This is a genomic window from Bradyrhizobium sp. 26S5 (assembly GCF_036923295.1).
GTDB classification, from domain to species: Bacteria; Pseudomonadota; Alphaproteobacteria; order Rhizobiales; family Xanthobacteraceae; genus Bradyrhizobium; species Bradyrhizobium septentrionale.
Genome location: NZ_CP145948.1, coordinates 6,456,341 through 6,474,864 on the forward strand (window position 1 = coordinate 6,456,341; position 18,524 = coordinate 6,474,864).

The 18,524-nt window shown below is 64.2% G+C and carries 14 protein-coding genes and 1 pseudogene; 8 read left to right on the plus strand and 7 right to left on the minus strand.

The window, feature by feature from the left end:
- Position 1: 1 nt before the first annotated feature.
- From V5279_RS30535 to V5279_RS30550, 4 genes and pseudogenes are all read right to left on the minus strand, one after another.
- Positions 2–2,407, minus strand: coding sequence for an EAL domain-containing protein (locus tag V5279_RS30535; RefSeq protein WP_338690888.1), 2,406 nt, complete (start codon positions 2,405–2,407; stop codon positions 2–4).
- 147 nt (positions 2,408–2,554) lie between these two features.
- Positions 2,555–3,010 carry an alpha/beta hydrolase family protein gene (locus V5279_RS30540; protein ID WP_338701448.1) on the minus strand — a complete coding sequence of 152 codons (456 nt, stop codon included), beginning with the start codon at positions 3,008–3,010 and terminating at the stop codon, positions 2,555–2,557.
- Positions 2,898–4,562 (minus strand): annotated as a pseudogene (locus V5279_RS30545) (alpha/beta fold hydrolase); the annotation flags it as partial. The pseudogene V5279_RS30545 and the gene V5279_RS30540, both read right to left, overlap by 113 nt.
- A gap of 79 nt (positions 4,563–4,641) precedes the next feature.
- Positions 4,642–6,060, minus strand: a complete 1,419-nt coding sequence (locus V5279_RS30550) for an MFS transporter (RefSeq protein WP_414645849.1) — start codon at positions 6,058–6,060, stop codon at positions 4,642–4,644.
- A 614-nt stretch (positions 6,061–6,674) separates the two neighbouring features.
- Here V5279_RS30550 and V5279_RS30555 point away from each other — a divergent pair.
- From V5279_RS30555 to V5279_RS30585, 7 genes are all read left to right on the plus strand, one after another.
- Positions 6,675–7,751, plus strand: coding sequence for a lysylphosphatidylglycerol synthase transmembrane domain-containing protein (locus V5279_RS30555; protein ID WP_029085353.1), 1,077 nt, complete (start codon positions 6,675–6,677; stop codon positions 7,749–7,751).
- 103 nt (positions 7,752–7,854) lie between these two features.
- Entirely contained in the window at positions 7,855–9,813 is a 1,959-nt protein-coding gene (locus V5279_RS30560; RefSeq protein WP_338690889.1) for a hypothetical protein, read from the plus strand.
- A gap of 380 nt (positions 9,814–10,193) precedes the next feature.
- On the plus strand, positions 10,194–11,783 hold the full coding sequence (locus V5279_RS30565; protein WP_338690890.1) for an ABC transporter substrate-binding protein: 1,590 nt from the start codon (positions 10,194–10,196) through the stop codon (positions 11,781–11,783).
- A gap of 60 nt (positions 11,784–11,843) precedes the next feature.
- Entirely contained in the window at positions 11,844–12,779 is a 936-nt protein-coding gene (locus V5279_RS30570) for an ABC transporter permease (protein WP_338690891.1), read from the plus strand.
- Between the two features lie 67 nt (positions 12,780–12,846).
- A complete protein-coding gene (locus V5279_RS30575; RefSeq protein ID WP_338690892.1) occupies positions 12,847–13,668 on the plus strand; it encodes an ABC transporter permease in 822 nt (273 codons plus the stop codon).
- Positions 13,665–14,645 carry an ABC transporter ATP-binding protein gene (locus V5279_RS30580; RefSeq protein ID WP_338690893.1) on the plus strand — a complete coding sequence of 327 codons (981 nt, stop codon included), beginning with the start codon at positions 13,665–13,667 and terminating at the stop codon, positions 14,643–14,645. The genes V5279_RS30575 and V5279_RS30580 overlap by 4 nt, the downstream gene beginning before the upstream one ends.
- Positions 14,638–15,681, plus strand: a complete 1,044-nt coding sequence (locus tag V5279_RS30585; RefSeq protein ID WP_338690894.1) for an oligopeptide/dipeptide ABC transporter ATP-binding protein — start codon at positions 14,638–14,640, stop codon at positions 15,679–15,681. Before V5279_RS30580 ends, V5279_RS30585 begins: the two co-directional genes overlap by 8 nt.
- Before the next feature lie 95 nt (positions 15,682–15,776).
- On the opposite strand, the gene V5279_RS30590 is transcribed toward V5279_RS30585, so the two are convergent.
- Together V5279_RS30590 and V5279_RS30595 are read right to left on the minus strand one after the other, a co-directional pair.
- A complete protein-coding gene (locus V5279_RS30590; RefSeq protein WP_338690895.1) occupies positions 15,777–16,352 on the minus strand; it encodes a DUF2147 domain-containing protein in 576 nt (191 codons plus the stop codon).
- Positions 16,353–16,477: 125 nt separating this feature from the next.
- Positions 16,478–17,506: an NAD(P)/FAD-dependent oxidoreductase gene (locus V5279_RS30595; RefSeq protein WP_338690896.1), complete on the minus strand. Its 1,029-nt coding sequence runs from the start codon at positions 17,504–17,506 to the stop codon at positions 16,478–16,480.
- A 163-nt stretch (positions 17,507–17,669) separates the two neighbouring features.
- Between V5279_RS30595 and V5279_RS30600 the strand changes: the two genes are divergently transcribed.
- A complete protein-coding gene (locus V5279_RS30600) occupies positions 17,670–18,131 on the plus strand; it encodes a thioesterase family protein (protein ID WP_338690897.1) in 462 nt (153 codons plus the stop codon).
- Positions 18,132–18,137: 6 nt separating this feature from the next.
- On the opposite strand, the gene V5279_RS30605 is transcribed toward V5279_RS30600, so the two are convergent.
- Positions 18,138–18,458: a 2Fe-2S iron-sulfur cluster-binding protein gene (locus V5279_RS30605; protein ID WP_029085343.1), complete on the minus strand. Its 321-nt coding sequence runs from the start codon at positions 18,456–18,458 to the stop codon at positions 18,138–18,140.
- Positions 18,459–18,524: the final 66 nt, after the last annotated feature.

The following is an 18,524-nucleotide window of genomic DNA, read 5'->3' on the forward strand; positions in this document are numbered from 1 at the left end:
ATCAAGCCACCGATCGTTCCGGCAGCCTGCGCAGCAGCATCTTGGCGACATCAGCCGCCGGCCGCGGCGGGCTGAACAGATAGCCTTGCGCCTGCGTGCAGCCCTCCTGCCGCAACAAGTCGAACTGGGTATCGGTCTCGACGCCCTCGGCCGTGGTGACGATGCCGAGACTCTTGCCGAGGCCGGTGACCGCGCGCACGATCGCCATCGAGTCCTCGCGCGTCGCAAGGTCCGTCACGAAGGAACGGTCGATCTTGATCTTGTCGAACGGGAAACTGCGCAGATAGCTCAGCGAGGAGTAGCCGGTGCCGAAATCGTCGAGCGAGATGCGGACACCGAAACCACGCAGCTCGTGCAGCACCGCAAGCGTCGCCTCGCTGTTCTGCAGCAGCACCGATTCGGTGATCTCGAGCTCAAGCCGGTCCGCCGACAGGCTCGATGCTTCCAGCGCCGCCTTCACCGACGACACCAGGTTCGGGTTCTTGAACTGCACCGGCGAGAGGTTGACGGCGACCGCGATGTCCTTGGGCCAGCCTGCGGCATCGGCGCAGGCCTTGCGCAGCACGATGTCGCCAAGCGGAACGATCAGCCCGGTTTCCTCGGCGACAGGAATGAAATTGTTGGGCGCGATCAGGCCGCGCAGCGAATGGTTCCAGCGCGCCAGCGCCTCGAAGGCAACCACCTGTTCGCCCACGACATCGCGGATCGGTTGGTAATAGACCTCGAACTCGTCGCGCTCGAGCGCCAGCCGCAGGTCGCGCTCCAGCAGGCGGCGCGCCTGCGCGCGCGCGTCCATTCCGGTCTCGAAGAACCGATAGGTGCCGCGGCCGTCGGCCTTGGCGCGGTACAGCGCCAGATCGGCCTTTTGCAGCAGTTCGTCGGGACCCTTGCCGTCTTCGGGTGCGAGCGAGATGCCGATGCTGACGCCGATCACGAGCTGATGGCCGCCGATCTCGTAGGGCGCGGCGATCCGCTCGACCACGAGACTTGCCAGCTGCGACACCACTGATGGTTCGCAGTTGCTGCAGAACTGCACGATGGCGAATTCGTCGCCGCCAAGCCGCGCCACGGTGTCATGCTCGGTCACGCATTCGCCGAGCCGCCGCGCGACCTCGCGCAGCAGCGCGTCGCCGATCGGATGCCCGAGCGTGTCGTTGATCTCCTTGAAATGATCGAGGTCGAGACAGAGCACCGCGAGCTGGTCGGAGCGCTTGGCCAACCTCGAGGCCTTCTCGAGCTGCTCGCGGAACAGCGTCCGGTTCGGCAGGTTGGTCAGCGCGTCATGCCGCGCCATGTGCGAGATCTGTTCCTGCGCCTGCTGCCATTCGGTGATGTCTTCGAAGGTTGCGACCCAGCCGCCGCCCTTCATCGGCTGGTCGACCACGCGGATCGCGCGGTCATTCCGGCTGACGATCCGCGTCGCGCTGTGGCCAGCTTTTGCCTCGGCAACGAGAACATCGCAGAACTCCTCGGGATCGCCGTCCCACTCGCCGTTGGAATGCAGGTCCTGCAGGACGTCGATCAGCAGGCGTCCCTTGAGCGGCACGCGGTTGCGCCCCATGATCTCGCTGTAGCGCTCGTTGAACAGCATGATGCGGCCATCGGCATCGAACATGCACAGCCCCTGCGACATATTCTCGAGCGCGGTATCCAGCACCACTTTCTGCTTGTGAAGCTCGGTCTTGGCGCGACGATCGAGGATGGAAGCGATCAGCGACAGGCCGAGGATGGCGAAGGCCGCAACCGCAGTCATGAACGAAAGCACGCGCGGCGAGACCGAAAGCCCGTCCGGAACGATCGTCGGATCCGGGACCAGGGTGACCGCACCCATCGCGGTGAAATGATGCGAGACGATCGCAACGGTCAGAAGGCCGGTCGCAGCCGCGGTGGTGCCGAGGCGTTCGCCACGCGTGGCGACGACGAGTGCGAGCGCGCCAAACAGGCTTCCGAATGCGATCGACGCGGCCACGATGCCGGGCGACCAGATGATCCGCGCAGGCAACTGCAGGCCCAGCATGCCGGTGTAATGCATCGCCGCGACACCTGCGCCGACGATCGCGCCACCAGCCGCCACCGTCCACCAGCGCTCGTCGAGCGTGGCGACGGCCAATCCGACGGCCAGGATCGCAACCGCAAGCACCAGCGACAGCAGCGTGATGGGAATGTTGTATCCGGCCTCGATGCCGGGATCGTACGCCAGCATGGCGACGAAATGGGTGGCCCAGATCCCGCAACCGCCCACCGCCGCATCAAGACCGATCCAGATCTCGCGGGCGCGGCCCTCTGCGGCGCGGGCACGGTGAAACAGGCTGATCGCGACGGCGCTGGCAAGCAGGCAGATCACTCCGCCAAGGACGACCAGCCGCCAGTCATGTTCCAAAGTGAGACAGGTCAAAACGCGATACATTATAGGCCCCATTTATGGACCTATAAAAACCAGCGCATTCGTGTACGAACGGTAACCGCACTGCAACAAGGTTCCACGCATGGTGAAGAAGCCTTGAACGCAGGACATATCGTGAGGGAAAACGGCAATCCCGAGTTGCAGTTCGTCTCAGCCGCGCAGCCCGGGCACCAGTTCAGCTCCGGTCTCGACCTTGAGTGACGAGCCGGCGAAATCGTTTCCGATTGGCTGGCAACGGCCGCCGAGATGCTTGGCAAGGAACGCTTCGGTGACGCCATAGAAGGCAAGCCGATTTTCCGGCCGCACAAAACCGTGCCCTTCGTCAGCGAATGTGACGTAGGTCACGGGTATTCCGCGCTGCTTGAGCGCATTGACCATCTGCTCGGACTCGGCAGCCACAACCCTGACATCGCGCAGGCCCTGGGCGATCAGGATCGGCTTGATGGCACGGTCGATGTGGGTCAGCGGCGAACGTTCGACCAGGAATGCGCGGCCGGCCTCGGTGTCGGGATCGCCAAGCCGGTTTTTCCAGACACTGATTCCACGGGCCCCAGTAGGGCGGGATCGTTGCCATGAAGGTGACGAGGTTGGAAATGCCGAACAGATCGACGATGCAAGCGAACACGTCGGGCGTCTTGGTCGCCGCCATCAATGCCGAATAGCCGCCATAGCTGCCGCCGAAGAAGCCGACGCGCTTCGGATCGGCGATACCTTGTGCGATCGCCCAATCGACCGCATCGATCAAATCGTCATGCATCTTGCCGCCCCATTCGTGGTCGGCGGCGGTGACGAAGGCTTTGCCGAAGCCGGTCGAGCCGCGGTAGTTGACTGCGAGCACCGCATAGCCCCGGCTGGCGAGCCATTGATGGACCGGGCTGAATCCCCAGCTGTCGCGATAATACGGCCCGCCATGGATCACGAGCACCAGCGGCACCCGGCCAGCCTCGGCCTCGACCGGCCGGGTCAGATAGCAGTTGAGGCGCAGCCCGTCGCGCGAGGGGATCACGACCGGCTCGAGCTTGCGCAGCGCAACGCCGTCGAGCGCGCGGCGCTGCGTGAACAGCTTGCGCACCTCACGCGTTCGGCGGTCAAGCAGCGCATATTCACCGCTCTCGGTGTCGCGCTCGAAATGGACCGTGCCCAGCTGGAGATCATCGCTGTTGCTGACAAAACTGATGTCGCCGGCGCCATAGCGGCCCAGATCGGCGAGGTCCCTGGCGACGCTTTGATCCACGGTGTGCCAGCGCATCCGGTCGGTGATCGCCAGCGCCGCCAATGGCCGGCGATTCTCGTCGAAGATCGCTCGCACGATGTCGGCATCATCATCGGCAGCAAGCAGTGTGGTCTGGCGCGTGGCCATGTCGAGGGCGAACAATGCCGCCTTGTCGCGGCCGCGTGAATCGATCAGATACAGCGTCTTGCCGTCGGCGCTGAAATCCAGCATCTGCGTCGTATCGGTGTCGGCGATCGGCACCGTCATAAAGGGCGCCCAGCTGCCGTCCGGACGGCGCTCGAACACCTCGGCCGAGCCGTCGGCGATCAGGCGCGATGCCAGGCGTAGCTGGAATGCGCTGTCGGTGATCAAGCCGACATAGTCGTGGTTCTCGTAGACGAGCTCGCTCGTGCCGGTCACGACGTTGGCGCGGTACAGGTCGAAGTAGCGCTTGTCGCGCTGGTTGTGCCGCAGCAGCATCTCCTCGGGGAATTTGCGGTCGGACTCCTGCAGGAAGGCTTTGACACCGGTCTCGGGCGTCAAGGGCACTATCTTCCCGTCGGTGATGTCGACGCTGGCGGCACGCCAGTTCTCGTCGCCGTCACGCTCGCGGAAGAACACCACATGGCGGTTGGTGTGTGCCCAGCGATAGCCGGCCGAGATGTTGCGGTCCGTGACGCGCGTGACCGGCCGCGCCGCCTTGAGATCGGAAAGCGGGGCGACCCAGAGATTGTTCACACCGTCGAGCGGCGCGACATAGGACAGCTGCGTCCCGTCCGGGCTGAGACGGACGTTGATGTAGTCGGGATTGTCGAAAAACACCCTCCGGGCGATCAATTCGGACGACTGGCCGCGCGCCGGGCCGATCAGTTTGACCAGCGGCAGCGAAGCGCCGAGCAAGGCGGCGCGGCGCAGCAAGAGGCGACGGTCGATTGACACAGGCATCTGATCGGACCCCGTCGTCGGCGGCCGCCGACGACGCAACGTTAGATGCAGGCGGGCGGCCGTGCAATCGCCGGTTCAATTATTGCCGCGCTTGTGAAGACGCGCCGATCCAGATCAGCGCGGCGGCCGTCAGCAACACGCCGACACAAATGACGAGCGCCGTATGCAGGCCGGCGATGAAGGCTGCGGACCGGCTGACCAGCGAGCCGAACAGCGCAACACCGAGCACGCTGCCGGTCTGCCGGGTCGCATTCAGCACCCCGGCCGCGACGCCGGCATGCTGCGGCTCGGCACTGCCGAGCAATGTCGATGTCAATGGCGGCACCAGCAGGCCGAGGCCGGCGCTCATCGCGAGCAGTTGCGGGCAGATCGCCGGGTAGCTGGTGCCGGGACCGATCAACAGCAGTCCGACACATCCGGCGGCCGAGGTCGCGGCGCCGAGCGCGATTGCCCGCGGCGCGCCGATCCGCTCCGCAACATGCGGCGCGATCAGGTTGGCGGGCAGCACGGCGCCGAGCATCGGCACGAACGCCAGACCGGTTGCGAACGCCGACAGGCCGTTGACCTGCTGGAAGTAGAGGCTGAGCACGAAGATCAGCCCGTAAAACGCGACGTTGACCAGGAGGCCGACCATCGAGGTCAACGCAAACATCCTGTGGCCGAACAGCGAGAGCGGCAGCATCGGCTGCGCCGCGCGAGCCTCACGCCAGACGAACAGCACGGAGAACACGGCGGCGAGAATAAAGCCTGCAACCACGAACGGGCTGCTCCAGCCAAGCGCGCCGCCCTCGATGAGCGCGCCGGCCAGCGTGCCGAGCGCGGCGATCGCTGCGAGCTGTCCCGGCAGATCGAGCCGGTGCTGCTGATGGCGGATGGTTTCGCCGGCAAAGCGCCAGGCGAGCCACAGCCCGGCCAGGCCGATCGGCAGGTTGACCAAGAAGATCGCCCGCCAGCCGACCAGTGTGATCAGCGCGCCGCCGACGAACGGGCCGGCGGTCAACGCAAGGCTCGCGCCCGCGGCCCAGACGGCGACCGCGCGTCCCCGCGCCTTGTCATCCGCATAGGCATGGCGGAGCAGCGCGAGCGAGTTCGGCACCAGGATGGCCGCGGCCAGTCCCTGCACGCAGCGCGCGACGATCAGCGTCACGGCGTCGGGCGCGATTGCGCAGGCAACCGACGACGCGGTGAAGATCGCAAAGCCCGCCATGAAGACGCGCTTGGCGCCGATCCGGTCGCCAAGCGCGCCCGCCGTCAGGATGAAGGCGGCAAAGGCGATGGTGTAGGCGCTGACCACCCATTGCAGCTCGGCGACGCCGCCGCCGAGCGAGCCGCCGATGGCATTGAGCGCCGTGTTGACGATGGTAACGTCGAGCTGCACGACGCCGTAACCGAGACTCATCGCGGCCAGCGTCAACGTTGCCGCAAGGCCGGTCGACTGCCGATGGGACGCTGCGCTCCCGTCCGGCATGCGCCGGACGTTCAGGGATGTCTGCTGCATGGTCTTGTCCTCGCTCTGGGCAACCAATGCGAGAGATAGGCCTTCGTTTCGACGCAATACTTCGCCATCGATCGAAGTGTGCTGTCGTCATGCCGGCCGGCCCATGCGCTGTGGCCATCTTGCGCGGCGTTTTGCCTCAATAGACCTACGGACCGGGTCTTGCGCGACTCATCCGGGCCCGCGCGGCGGTCTGCCGCCGGACCACGCAGATGTGCACGGCGACTTCACGCTTTGGTAAACGCCGCAGCCGCGCTCCGGCGTCCCCGTGCTGATGCATATCGTCTATTCGCTTCGCGCCGACTGCCCCGCGCCGGTGCCGAGACGGCGGCAAAATCGGCAAAAATGCCGATGAAATCGCCGGGAACGGCCGCAGAACGGCGGAACGTGCCGCATCCCCGCCGCAGCGGACGGATACAGGCGACTCACATTCCGCAGAGCGAGACCATATGTAGCCAATATGACAATGACGCTGAACGTGAGCCGAAGGTTGGCTTGTCAAGGGCTGCACAACGCATCGGTTTTGCCTTATGGGTCATCGCGTACGGTGCGTTTGCCCGTTACCCGTCGCTATCCGTGACCGGGTCCCACTGAAATTGTCCCTGCCGGGAGGATGAATGCTTCGGCTGCTGACCACGCTTGGGCGTGGCTTCAAGGAAAAGATCGGCTGGAAACGGCTCGGGATCGCTGCGAGCGTGCTCATCATCGCGTTCGCAATCACGACGCTGGTCCACACCCTGAAGGGCGTCGATACCGGTATCATCCTCACCGCGCTGACCGACATCGCACCCCACCGGATCGCGCTGGCGGCGCTCTGTGTGGTCGGGGCGTTCTGCACGCTGACCTTCTATGACTTCTTCGCGCTGCGCACGATCGGCAAGACCCACGTCCCCTACCGCATCGCAGCGCTATCGAGCTTCACGAGCTACACGATCGGCCACAACATCGGCGCCACCGTCTTTACCGGCGGCGCGATCCGCTTCCGGATCTATTCCGATTACGGCCTTTCCGCGATCGACGTCGCCAAGATCTGCTTTCTGTCGGGCCTGACGTTCTGGCTCGGCAATCTGTTCGTGCTCGGCTTCGGCATGGCCTGGCACCCCGCGGCGGCATCGGCAATGGACCTGCTGCCGCCGGCGATGAACCGCCTGATCGCGCTCGGCTGCCTTGCCGGCATCGGCGCCTATTTCGTCTGGCTCCTGACCGGCGAGAAGCGCCGCGAGCTCGGCCAGAACGGCTGGAAGGTGGTGCTGCCCTCCGCCAGGCTGACGCTGCTGCAGATCATCATCGGCGTGGTCGATCTCGGCTTCTGTGCGCTTGCGATGTACCTGTTGATGCCGACCGAGCCGCATATCGACTTCGTCTCGCTCGCCGTCGTGTTCATCCTGGCGACCCTGCTCGGCTTCGCCAGCCATGCCCCCGGCTCGATCGGCGTGTTCGACGCCGCAATGCTGGTGGCGCTGCCGGAGTTCAGCAAGGAACAATTGCTGGCGACGCTGGTGGTGTTCCGTATCCTCTATTTCCTGATTCCGTTCGGAATTTCGATCTCGATCATGGGCATGCGCGAGCTTTGGCTCAACGTGGTGAAGCCCTGGCAAGAACGAAAGCGACTGAGCCAAGCCTGCACGGCTTCGGCGACCGTGCGGCAACCGATCGAAAGCCGGCAGCAGCAGATCAGGCGGCTGAGACGGTAACAGCGACGTTATGGGCCCCAGGTCCCAGCTCTTCGATGCCGGTATTTCGATCCCCGCACCCGCTTCTCTTATTTTCGCCGTACCGCTCACGTCAAACCGCGCCATGATTGGCTCTTTGGTTCGATTTTCGTTTCGTGTGACGGTCTGCAGCGTGCTGCTCGGCAGCGCACTGCTGGCGGTATTCGCATCAGGCGCAGACGCGCAGGACAGTCAGCTGCAGATCTCCTGGGAGGTCCGCAACCGCTTCCGTCTGTTCCGCGAGGAGCGCGACTTCCGCCTGCATGTCGAAAGCGGGCTTGGCCGCAGCGTGCTGGCCACGGAACAGGCGCTGGAACTGCAAAGCGATGGCCGCGGCTGGGCGCGCAACATGGTCAACCGGCTCTGCATCGACCTGCAGGGCCGTGTCAGCGAGCCCTGCACCCGCGACAACGTCAAGGAAAGCTACCTGACGCCGATCGATCACCCGATCGTGGTTCGCCTCACCGGCCCGGTTCCGGTCGGTGCGACCTGCGCCTGGTCGTTTGACGACGGCGACGGGCCGCAATCCTCGACCTTCGATTGCGCCGAGCCGGTCAATCTGCGCGTCCGTTACGGCCGCACCACGGTCGCAACCGTCGATGTCGCAAGCGGCGCGGACGCCAATCAGCGCCTGACGACGCAGATCGCGGTGCGCGATCTGCTGATTGCGGGCCTCGGCGACAGTATCGCATCCGGCGAAGGCAATCCCGACCGCGCGATTGCGCTCTCCGACGAGGGCTTCTGCTTCCGCTCCTATCTCGGCGGCGCGCAGTATTACCGGCCGAGCCGCGCCGGCTACAAGGGCGGCCGCGCCTGCGAGGCGCCGGACACCCTGACCAACTGGCAGCGCCAGAGCGCACTGTGGCTCAACTCGGCCTGTCACCGCTCGCTGTACAGCTACCAGACCCGCACCGCCCTTGCGCTTGCCGTGCAATATCCGCACATCGCGGTGACCTATCTGCCGCTGGCCTGCACCGGCGCCACCATCGCCGACGGCCTGCTCGGCTCGCAGCAGGCGCGGGAATGCCTGCCGACCAAGACCGCCAACACCTGCTCGGGCACCGTCAACGGCCAGATTGCGGAGCTGCGCACGGCGCTGGCGGCCGCCAAGCGCCGGCAGCCGGACCGCACGCTCGACCTCATCTTGCTCTCGGTCGGCGCCAACGACATCTATTTCTCGGGCCTCGTCGCCAACGTGATCGTCGACACCCCGACCGAGCGCACGCTGTTCAGCCGCGGCGGTTCGATGGCCAGTGTCGACGATGCCCGCTCCGCGCTGGCGCGCGATCTGCCGGCCGATTTTGCCAAGCTGCGCGATGCGCTGAAGCCTTTGGTCGGCGGCGACCTCTCGCATGTCGTCTACACCGCCTATGCCAATCCGGCGCTGGCCAATGGCGGCGCACCCTGCCCCGGCGGCCGCGCCGGCTTCGAGATCCATCCCTCGTTCAACGCCGATCCCAAGCGGCTCGCGTCGGTCTCGGGCTTCGTGCAGAACGAGTTCCTGCCGCAGCTCAAGGCGATCGCGCAGTGCCAGTCCGGCATCATCTGCCGCAATCCGCAGGCCGACCGCATGACCTTCGTCGACGCGCATCAGGATGCGTTTGCGAGCCATGGCTTCTGCGCGCGCGCGTCGACCGATCCGGAATTCGACCGCGACTGCTTCGCCGCCAACGGCGACAGCTTCGTGTCCGACATCGTCGCCGCGGCCAACCAGCCGCTCAAATGCGGCCGCAGCGCCGGCGAATATCGCGCCTATCTGCCGCGCGCGCGCTGGATCCGCGATGCCAATGACAGCTATTTCGCGGCGATGACCTATCCGCAAGGCCTGCCGTCCTCGATGCAGCCGACCGACATCCACGACGCGACGTGGGGCATTTTGTCGGCGGTGTATGGCGGCGCGGTGCACCCGAGCGCAGAAGGCCATGCGGCGATGGCCGATGCCGCGGTCCCCGCGGCGGCCACCGTGTTGCGATTGAACACCGTCGTGCCCGAGGTGACGTCCGAGCCGGTCGCACCGCTGCCGATTGCGCCGGAGCAGCGCTGAAGTCGTGAGCCGTTCCTGAAGTTGGCGAGCTTCAAGGATTCGGCGCAGAACTAGAATTCATTCAGTCGCAATTACTTACAGGCTCCGCGCAAACTGCGGAGAAGGGCCGAGAACGATTGAATCAATTCAAGCGAGCATCCTGCCGATGCAACCCTGGATATCAACTTCCGCGCCCTGCCCCTATTCATTCGACACGCGCCCTGGTCGCCTTGCGAGCGACGTGCCGGACCAGATCGCGCACCACGTGCCGCCTTGATGGTCGGACGCCCCCTCGCTTTTGAGGCTGCACACGTATTGGACCCGATCGCCATCAACGTGTGCTTGCGCTTGACGTGCTGCGAGTGGTCAACTCGCTGATCAATACTCCCGTTTGGAGAAGCATGATGTTCAAGCAGATTGCGATAGTGGCAGGTTTGGCACTGGCACTATCCGCCGCAGCGGAGGCCCAGACACCGCGCAAGGGCGGTACCATTCGGATGACCGCGCCCTATGGCTCAAGTTTCACCAGCATGGACATCCATACGACGCAGCGCGCTCAGGACGAGATCTACGCCAAAGCCCTGCATCGGTCGCTCTACATCTGGAATTCCGCCGAAGGCAAGCCGGTGCTGGAACTGGCCAAGGAGGACATCGTCTCCGGCGGAGGTCTCGTTCATACCTTCAAGCTGCGCGACGACGCTTATTTCCACCATGGCCGCAGAATGACCGCCGATGACATCATCTGGAGCTACAATCGCATCATGGACGGCAGCAAGGCCTATCCCGGTGCGCGTTTTGTCCGCGTGATCGAGGGCGCCGCCGGGGTCGAGAATGGAACAGCCAAGGAGATCTCCGGCCTCAGGAAGATCGACGACTTCACCCTCGAAATGAAGCTGACCGAGAAGGTCGATCCGGGCTTCTACTTCTTCACCGCGCTGACCTCGATCTATCCCGCCGACGAGGCCGCGAAGGAGGGCTTCCTGCAAAAGCCGATCGGTCTCGGCCCATTCAAATTCGTCGAGCACGTGCCGGGATCGCGCATCGTGCTTGAGCGGTGGGAGAAATTCTACAAGCCCGGCAAGCCGTACGCCGACAAGCTCATCGTGTCGCTGATGGGCGAAGCCGCGGCACGCGATGTCGCCTTCCGCAACAAGGAAATCGACACCTCGGTGCTCGGGCCCGCGCAGTATGTCGCCTATCAGGCCGACCCCGATCTCAAGGGCACGATCGTCGAAGTCGCCGAAGTCTTCACGCGTTACATGGGGATGAATCCCGCATTCAAACCGTTCTCCGACAAGCGGGTCCGGCAGGCGATCAACCATGCGATCGATACCGATCTGATCATCAAGAAACTGGTCAAGGGCAAGGCCTATCGCGCCACGAGCTGGCTGCCCCTGACCTCGCCGTTCTACGACAAGGCCATGAAGCCCTACGCCTTCGATCCCGCGAAGGCGAAGCAGCTGCTCGCGGACGCAGGCTATCCCTCCGGCTTCGAATTCGAATGGACGACCAGCCAGAATGAAAGCTGGGGCCTGCCGATCGTCGAGGCCATTATCCCGATGCTGGACAAAGTCGGCATCAAGGTGAAGGTCAAGCAGGTCGAGACCGCGGTGTTGTCGGAAGTCATTCGCAAGGGCGACTTCCAGGCCTATATCTATTCCCAGTCGACCGGCCCGGATCCCCAGGCGGCCCTCAAATGCTTTCACTCGGCGACGCCGCAATCAGCCTGCAACTATATGAGCTTCAAGAACGCGGACTTCGACAGACTGATCGATGAGGCCGGGCAGACCGATGACGCCGCCAAGCGGGGCCAACTGCTGCAGAAGGCCAATGCGCTGCTCTATGACGAAGCGCCGGTCTGGTTCTTCAACTACAACAAGGCGGTCATGGCGGTGCAGCCGTGGCTCAACGGGATCCAGTTGAACGCCACCGAACTGACCCACCAGAACGTCGAAGACCTCTGGGTCGACGAGACCTCGCCCGCGAAGTGACATGTGCTCTCGCCCTCCCTCCATCGCAGCGACTGATGGAGGGAGGGAGGAAAACGTCCAATGCTCGCCTTCCTGATCCGTCGAATCCTGCAAACCATTCCGACCGTGCTGGCCGTCGTGCTGGTGATCTTTGTGCTGTTCAGCGTCGTTCCGGGCAGCATCGTATCGAGCATGGGCGATGACGGCAGAGGGCCGACGGACCCGCAGGTCGTGGAGCGCATGAAGAAGCAGCTCGGCCTCGACGATCCCGTCTACATCCGCTTCGGCTCCTATATCTCGAGGCTTGCGACAGGCGATTTCGGGACGTCGTTCCGGACGCGCGAGCCGGTCACCACCATGATCGCCAAACGGATGTGGCCGACGCTGCAACTGATATTCGCAGCCATGACGTTTGCGATCGTGATCGGCGTGCCGCTCGGTTTCATCGCGGCACTGCGGCCAGGCGGCATCGTCGACACGGTCTCGATGGTCGTGGCGGTGTCCGGCCTCTCGATGGCGAAATTCTGGCTCGGCCTGCTGCTGATGTACCTTTTTGCGTTGAAGCTCGGCTGGCTGCCGAGTTTCGGCTATGGCGATGGCGGGCTCAAATATCTGATCCTGCCTGCCGTCACACTCGGCGTCTCGCCGATGGCGCTGCTGGCACGGACGACGCGCGCCGCGGTCCTCGAGATCATGACCGCAGATTTCGTGCGGACCGCGCGCTCGAAGGGCATGAGCGAGACCCGGGTGGTGAAATGGCATGTGTTGCGCAATGCGCTCGTGATCATTCTCACGACCATTGGCCTGCAATTCGGCGCGTTGATGGGACAGGCGGTCGTGGTCGAGAAATTGTTCTCCTGGCCCGGCATCGGCTCACTGCTCGTCGACAGTGTCCTGCAGCGCGATATTCCCACCGTCCAGGGCTCCATTCTCGTGGTGGTGCTGTTCTTTCTCGCGGTCAATACGTTGATCGACGTGGCCTATGCCGTGATCGATCCGAGGATCAGATACGCATGAGCGCCGGTCGGCTCTCTCACAGCTGCGCGCGATTGACCGTACCGCCTGTAGCGGCGGAGCGGCCGCGATGAAGCTCGGAACCAGTCTCATCATCGGCGGGGCGCTGTTTGCGCTTGCGGTCTTCGTCGGCCTGTTTGCGCCCTGGCTGGCACATACCGATCCCGTCATGGATGCCAACCTCTTGAATGCGGAGGAGCCGCCGAGCTGGATCTGGTGGTTCGGCACCGACGCGCAGGGCCGCGACATCTATTCCCGCGTCCTGTACGGTGCGCGCATCTCGCTGACCGTCGGCATCGTCTCGCAGCTCGTCAACAGTGTGATCGGCGTGACGCTGGGCCTGACCGCCGGCTATTGGGGCGGCTGGTGGGACGACGTCGTCAACGGGCTGACCAATCTCATGCTCGCAATTCCCTCGCTGATCTTCGCGCTTGCCATCATGGCGGTGCTTGGACCCGGCCTGACCAGCCTCCTGATCGCGCTCGGGCTGACCAACTGGTCGTTCTCCTGCCGGATCGCACGGGCGTCGGTGCTGTCGCTCAAGAGCCAGGGCTATGTGCAGGCGGCGAAGGTGCTGGGCTACGGCGATTTGCGTATCATGATCACGCAGCTGCTGCCGAACATGCTCGGGCCGATCATTGTCATCAGCACGCTCGGCATGGGCGGCGCGATACTGGCCGAAGCCGCCCTTTCGTTCCTCGGCCTCGGAATCCGCCCGCCCTTTCCAAGCTGGGGCAGCATGCTGTCGGAGGCCCGCGACCAGATCACCACGGCGCCGTGGCTGTCGGTTTTCCCCGGCCTCGCCATCTTCCTGACGGTGCTCGGCCTGAATCTGCTCGGCGATGGCCTGCGTGACATTCTCGATCCACAGTCGCGGAGCCGGCGCACATGACGGGCCGTCCTCTGATCGAAGTCGAGAACCTGCGTATCGACCTCGACAACGGGTCCAGCCGGGTTGCGGCGGTCGAGGGCGTTTCATTCCGCATCGATCGTGGCGAGACATTCGGCCTGGTCGGCGAATCCGGCTGCGGCAAGAGCATCTCGGCGCTCGCCTTGATCGGTCTGTTGCGCCGGCCGCTTTCGATCGGCGCCGGCGCCATCCGATTTGAGGGCCGGGAGATCCAGGGGCTTCCGGCCGCCGAACAACGCGCGCTGCGCGGCAATCGCATCGCCATGATCTTCCAGGAGCCGATGACGGCGCTCAACCCGGTCTCGCCCGTTGGCCGGCAGATCGCGGAGATGTTCGTGCTGCACCAGGGCAAGAGCTGGCGCGAAGCCGACCAGCTGGCCGTCGAGGCGCTGGCGAGCGTCCGCGTCCCCGCCCCCGAGCGACGGGTGAAAGATTACCCGCACCAGCTTTCGGGCGGCATGCGTCAACGCGTGATGATCGCCATCGCGCTCGCCTGCGGGCCGGACCTGCTGATTGCCGACGAGCCGACCACCGCGCTTGATGTGACCGTGCAGGCGGAGATCATCGAGCTGATGCGGAATCTATGCGCCGAGAGAGGCACGGCGATCCTGATGATCAGCCACGATCTCGGCTTGGTCGCCAACCTCTGCCGCCGCGTCGCCGTCATGTATGCCGGCCGCATCGTCGAGGAGCGCGGCTCGGACGATGTCTTCCGCGCCTGCGCGCATCCCTATACGCAGGGCCTGGTCGACGCGTTGCCGCGGCTGGGCACGCGTGCCGCACTCGGCCGTAGCAGGCTCAAGGAGATCGCGGGCGTCGTCCCGGCGATTGCGGATTTCCCGGCGGGTTGCCGATTCAATCCACGTTGCGCGCGAGCGACCGAGATTTGCCGGACCACCGCGCCAGAGATGACACTGCTCGGGGAAGACGGATTTGTCAGGTGCCATCACCATGCATGAACCTGCGCGCGGGTCCGGCGGCGATGTCATCCTCAGCGTGGAGGATCTCGCGGTCCATTTTCCGATCGGTGGCGGCTTCCAGGGCGGCGGCCGGAGGCTGCTGCGTGCCGTCGACGGCATCGATCTCGAACTGAAACGCGGTGAATGCCTCGGTCTCGTCGGCGAATCCGGCTGCGGCAAGTCAACCGTCGCGCTTTCGATACTTGGCCTGCTGCCGCCGACGCGCGGCCGCATCGTGCTGGACGGGCAGGTCGTGACCGGGCGGCAATCGATCGATCGAAAGGCATTGGCCCGCATCGTCCAGATCGTGTTTCAGGATCCCTACGCTTCGCTCAATCCCCGCCAGACCGTTCGTCGCACGCTCGAGGCCCCGCTGCGGCTGCATGGCGTGACGGCCAGAAGCGAGATCGACGGACGCGTCGAGGCAATGCTCAAACATGTGGGCCTGCGGCCCGAGCAGGCCGGCCGCTACCCACATGAGTTCTCGGGCGGCCAGCGTCAGCGCATCGGCATCGCTCGCGCGCTGATCCTCAATCCCAGGATCGTCATCTGTGACGAGCCGGTATCGGCGCTGGATGTCTCCATCCGCGCCCAGATCATCAATCTGCTGCTGGAGCTGAAGGAAACGCTCGGTCTTTCATACGTCATGATCAGCCATGACCTCGGCGTCGTCGAGCACATGAGCGACCGGGTCGCCGTCATGTATCTCGGCCGCATCGTGGAGACCGGCGGCTGGCGCGAAATCTTCGAACGGCCGGCGCACCCGTACACGCAAACCCTTATCGCAGCGATTCCCGATCCGCTGCGCCGCGCGCCGCTTGGGACGACAAGGGGCGAGCCTCCCAGTCCGCTGAACCCGCCGGACGGATGTGCATTCAATCCGCGCTGTCACTATGCCGAGGCGATCTGCCGCCGCGAGCCTGGGCCATCGCTGGAAACGCGCCCCGATGGACACGCGGTCCGGTGTTGGCGAACTGACGAGATTGCCGGTCGGGCTTTCGCCGACCCTGCCCCAGCCTTCAATCGAGATATCTGAAGTTCTTTGGACCTAATTCAGACGTCAGCGCTCTCGCTCCAAGGAAATCCTTGGCACGCACGGGAGCACAACTCAAACCAGGCTGAGAGAAGGCCTTACCGCTTCTTCAGCGGCTGCGGCGGTGGCGGCGGAGGCGGCTTCACCGCTGCGGCTTGCGCCGGCAGATATTTGGCGACGATCGCGGGATCGAGCTGGGCGATCGCGGTATCCGGCAGCCGGGTCCAGACCTCGTCCTTGCCGAACAGCGAGATGCCGAGATAGCCGCGCATGGTTAGCGTCTGTCCATCGGCGCTCAGCGTCATCTTGGCCTTGTAGATCTTGCCGTCACGAGGATCGAGCACGTTGCCGTTCTCGTACTTCAGGCCATCGCGCTTCATGTCGCGGATAAAGGACAGACCAAGCCACGGCGCGTTCCTGCGGTCATCAGTGCATTTCGAGCAGACCGGATTCGGCGGATCATCCGGATCGGAGAAAATCTTGGCGATCACGCCCTCGAAGATGCCGTTGTGGTCGATCACTAGGAACCAGCCGTCGGGCTTGCCGTCCACTAGCTTCTGCCAGAGGCCGGCCGCGGATGATGGGTCGGCCGCCTTGGCTGAAAGCGGAGCAGCGAGAGCGAAGGCTGCCGCGATCGCAAAGATCAGCCGAAATCTGGACAGCGTATTCCGCATCGTCATCACCTGATCAATCGACCACTCGGATAGCAGCAAACTACGGCCATTTCACGGAGTGTTCCAGTACCCGCACCGCGCAGTCATGGCCGATGCCTCCGGCATTGGTCGCTATTGGAGTGGAATCAGTTCACTCCAAGCTTTTTCTGCAAACTCGATGACGAGGTTGTGTACTGGAACACCAGCCGCTTGTCAGGATACACGTAGCGGTGGGCCTTCTGCGCCATCAGCGCGCCCTCGTGGAAGCCGGAGAGAATCAACTTCAGCTTGCCCGGATAGGTATTGATGTCGCCGATCGCGAAGATACCGGAAACGTTGGTCTCGAACGCCGCGGTGTCGACCGGTACCAGATTGTTCTCCAGCGCCACGCCCCAGTTCGCGACCGGGCCGAGCTTCATGGTGAGCCCGAAGAACGGCAGCATCGTATCGCAGGCAATGGTCGAAAGCGCGTTGTCGTTGCCCTTCAACGCCGCGCCGGTGAGCTGGCCATTGGCGCCTTCGAGTCCCGTGACCTGACCGATCTTCAGATCCATCTTGCCGCCGGCGACCAGCGCGCGCATCTGCTCGACGCTGTGCGGCGCTGCGCGGAAATCATCGCGCCGGTGCAGCAGCGTGATGCGCTTGGCGATCGGATGCAGGTTGAGCGTCCAGTCGAGCGCGGAATCGCCGCCGCCGACGATCAGGATGTTCTTGTCGCGAAACTGCTCCATCTTGCGCACGGCATAGAACACCGACGTGCCTTCATAGGCCTCGATGCCGGGCACCGGCGGCCGCTTCGGCTGGAACGAACCGCCGCCGGCCGAGATCACGACGACCTTGCACTCGAACTCCTTGCCGGCGTCGGTCTTCACGCGGAACAGGGGATCGCCGATCTTCTCGATCGACTCCACCATCTCGTTGAGATGGAAGGTCGGGTTGAACGGCTTGATCTGCTCCAGCAACTGCTCGGTCAGGCCATGGCCGGTGACGAAGGGAATGCCGGGAATGTCGTAGATCGGCTTCTCCGGATAAAGCTCGGCGCACTGCCCGCCGATCTTGTCGAGGATGTCGACCAGATGCACCTTCATGTCGAGCAGGCCCAGTTCGAACACGGCGAACAGTCCGCAGGGACCCGCGCCAATAATCAGCACATCGGTTTTGATCACTTCGCTCATATCCGCTTCTTTTCAGTTGAAATCGGCCGGACGGCTTTCGCCTGCCCCAGCCAAGTATGGCCGGACCGGGACATGCATAATAGGGACAGCGGCTGGCGCGGCAACCCCTTGCCGAGCCTGCGCAACTCGGCTGTATGGGCGGAAACCGACGGAGATCCCCCTCGTGAACGCCCCTGTCCGCGCTGACGATGCGCCGCGCCTGGAAGACTTTCCCTACCGCCTGTCCGACAATGTGCGCTTTGCCGATCTCGACCCTAACGGGCACGTCAACAACGCCGTCTATGCAAGCTATTTTGAAACCGGCCGCGTCACGCTGGTGAAGGACCGCAGCATGGGGCTGATGCCGGCGGGGCTCGGCTGGATCATGGTGCGCCTCGACATCCATTTCCGCGCCGAGTTGCACTGGCCCGGTCAGATCGAGCTCGGGCTCGGTCTCGTCAAGTTCGGACGGACGTCGACCACCTTCGATCAGGTGGTGTTTTCGGAAGGCAGATGCGTGGCGTCGGCGAAGGCGGTCACGGTGATGATCGATGAGGCCACGCGCAGGCCGACGCCGCTGCCGGCGGAGGTCAAGGACAACTTCCGCCGCTGGGTCCGTCGCGGTCTGAACCCGGACGGCGAATAAGGGACCTTAAGCTTGCCGCTCCGGCGTCGACACGACCAATCCGTCGAGGTCGTCGGTTACCTTGATCTGGCAGGACAGCCGCGAGTTCGGACGCACGTCGAAGCCGAAATCCAGCATGTCCTCTTCCATCGGCGACGGCGCGCCGACCTTCTCGCGCCAGGCTTCATCGACATAGACATGGCAGGTTGCACAGGCGCAGGCGCCGCCGCATTCGGCTTCAATGCCGGGAATGGCGTTGCGGATCGCGCCTTCCATCACCGTCGCGCCGTTCTCGATATCAATGGAGCGTTTCTCTCCGGAATGGTCGATAAAGTGGATTTTGGCCATGATTGCTCGTGCTGCCGGAATGCGCCGGACGATGGTTGGAAAGGTCCCGGCAGTCGTATAACGGGT

Coding starts and splice junctions, on each gene's coding strand:
- V5279_RS30590 (WP_338690895.1), bottom strand. CDS start 16,352: ATGCGGAATACGCTGTCCAGATTTCGGCTGATCTTTGCGATCGCGGCA.
- V5279_RS30550 (WP_414645849.1), bottom strand. CDS start 6,060: ATGCAGCAGACATCCCTGAACGTCCGGCGCATGCCGGACGGGAGCGCA.
- V5279_RS30560 (WP_338690889.1), top strand. CDS start 7,855: ATGATTGGCTCTTTGGTTCGATTTTCGTTTCGTGTGACGGTCTGCAGC.
- V5279_RS30555 (WP_029085353.1), top strand. CDS start 6,675: ATGCTTCGGCTGCTGACCACGCTTGGGCGTGGCTTCAAGGAAAAGATC.
- V5279_RS30585 (WP_338690894.1), top strand. CDS start 14,638: ATGCATGAACCTGCGCGCGGGTCCGGCGGCGATGTCATCCTCAGCGTG.
- V5279_RS30570 (WP_338690891.1), top strand. CDS start 11,844: ATGCTCGCCTTCCTGATCCGTCGAATCCTGCAAACCATTCCGACCGTG.
- V5279_RS30595 (WP_338690896.1), bottom strand. CDS start 17,506: ATGAGCGAAGTGATCAAAACCGATGTGCTGATTATTGGCGCGGGTCCC.
- V5279_RS30605 (WP_029085343.1), bottom strand. CDS start 18,458: ATGGCCAAAATCCACTTTATCGACCATTCCGGAGAGAAACGCTCCATT.
- V5279_RS30565 (WP_338690890.1), top strand. CDS start 10,194: ATGATGTTCAAGCAGATTGCGATAGTGGCAGGTTTGGCACTGGCACTA.
- V5279_RS30535 (WP_338690888.1), bottom strand. CDS start 2,407: ATGTATCGCGTTTTGACCTGTCTCACTTTGGAACATGACTGGCGGCTG.
- V5279_RS30580 (WP_338690893.1), top strand. CDS start 13,665: ATGACGGGCCGTCCTCTGATCGAAGTCGAGAACCTGCGTATCGACCTC.
- V5279_RS30575 (WP_338690892.1), top strand. CDS start 12,847: ATGAAGCTCGGAACCAGTCTCATCATCGGCGGGGCGCTGTTTGCGCTT.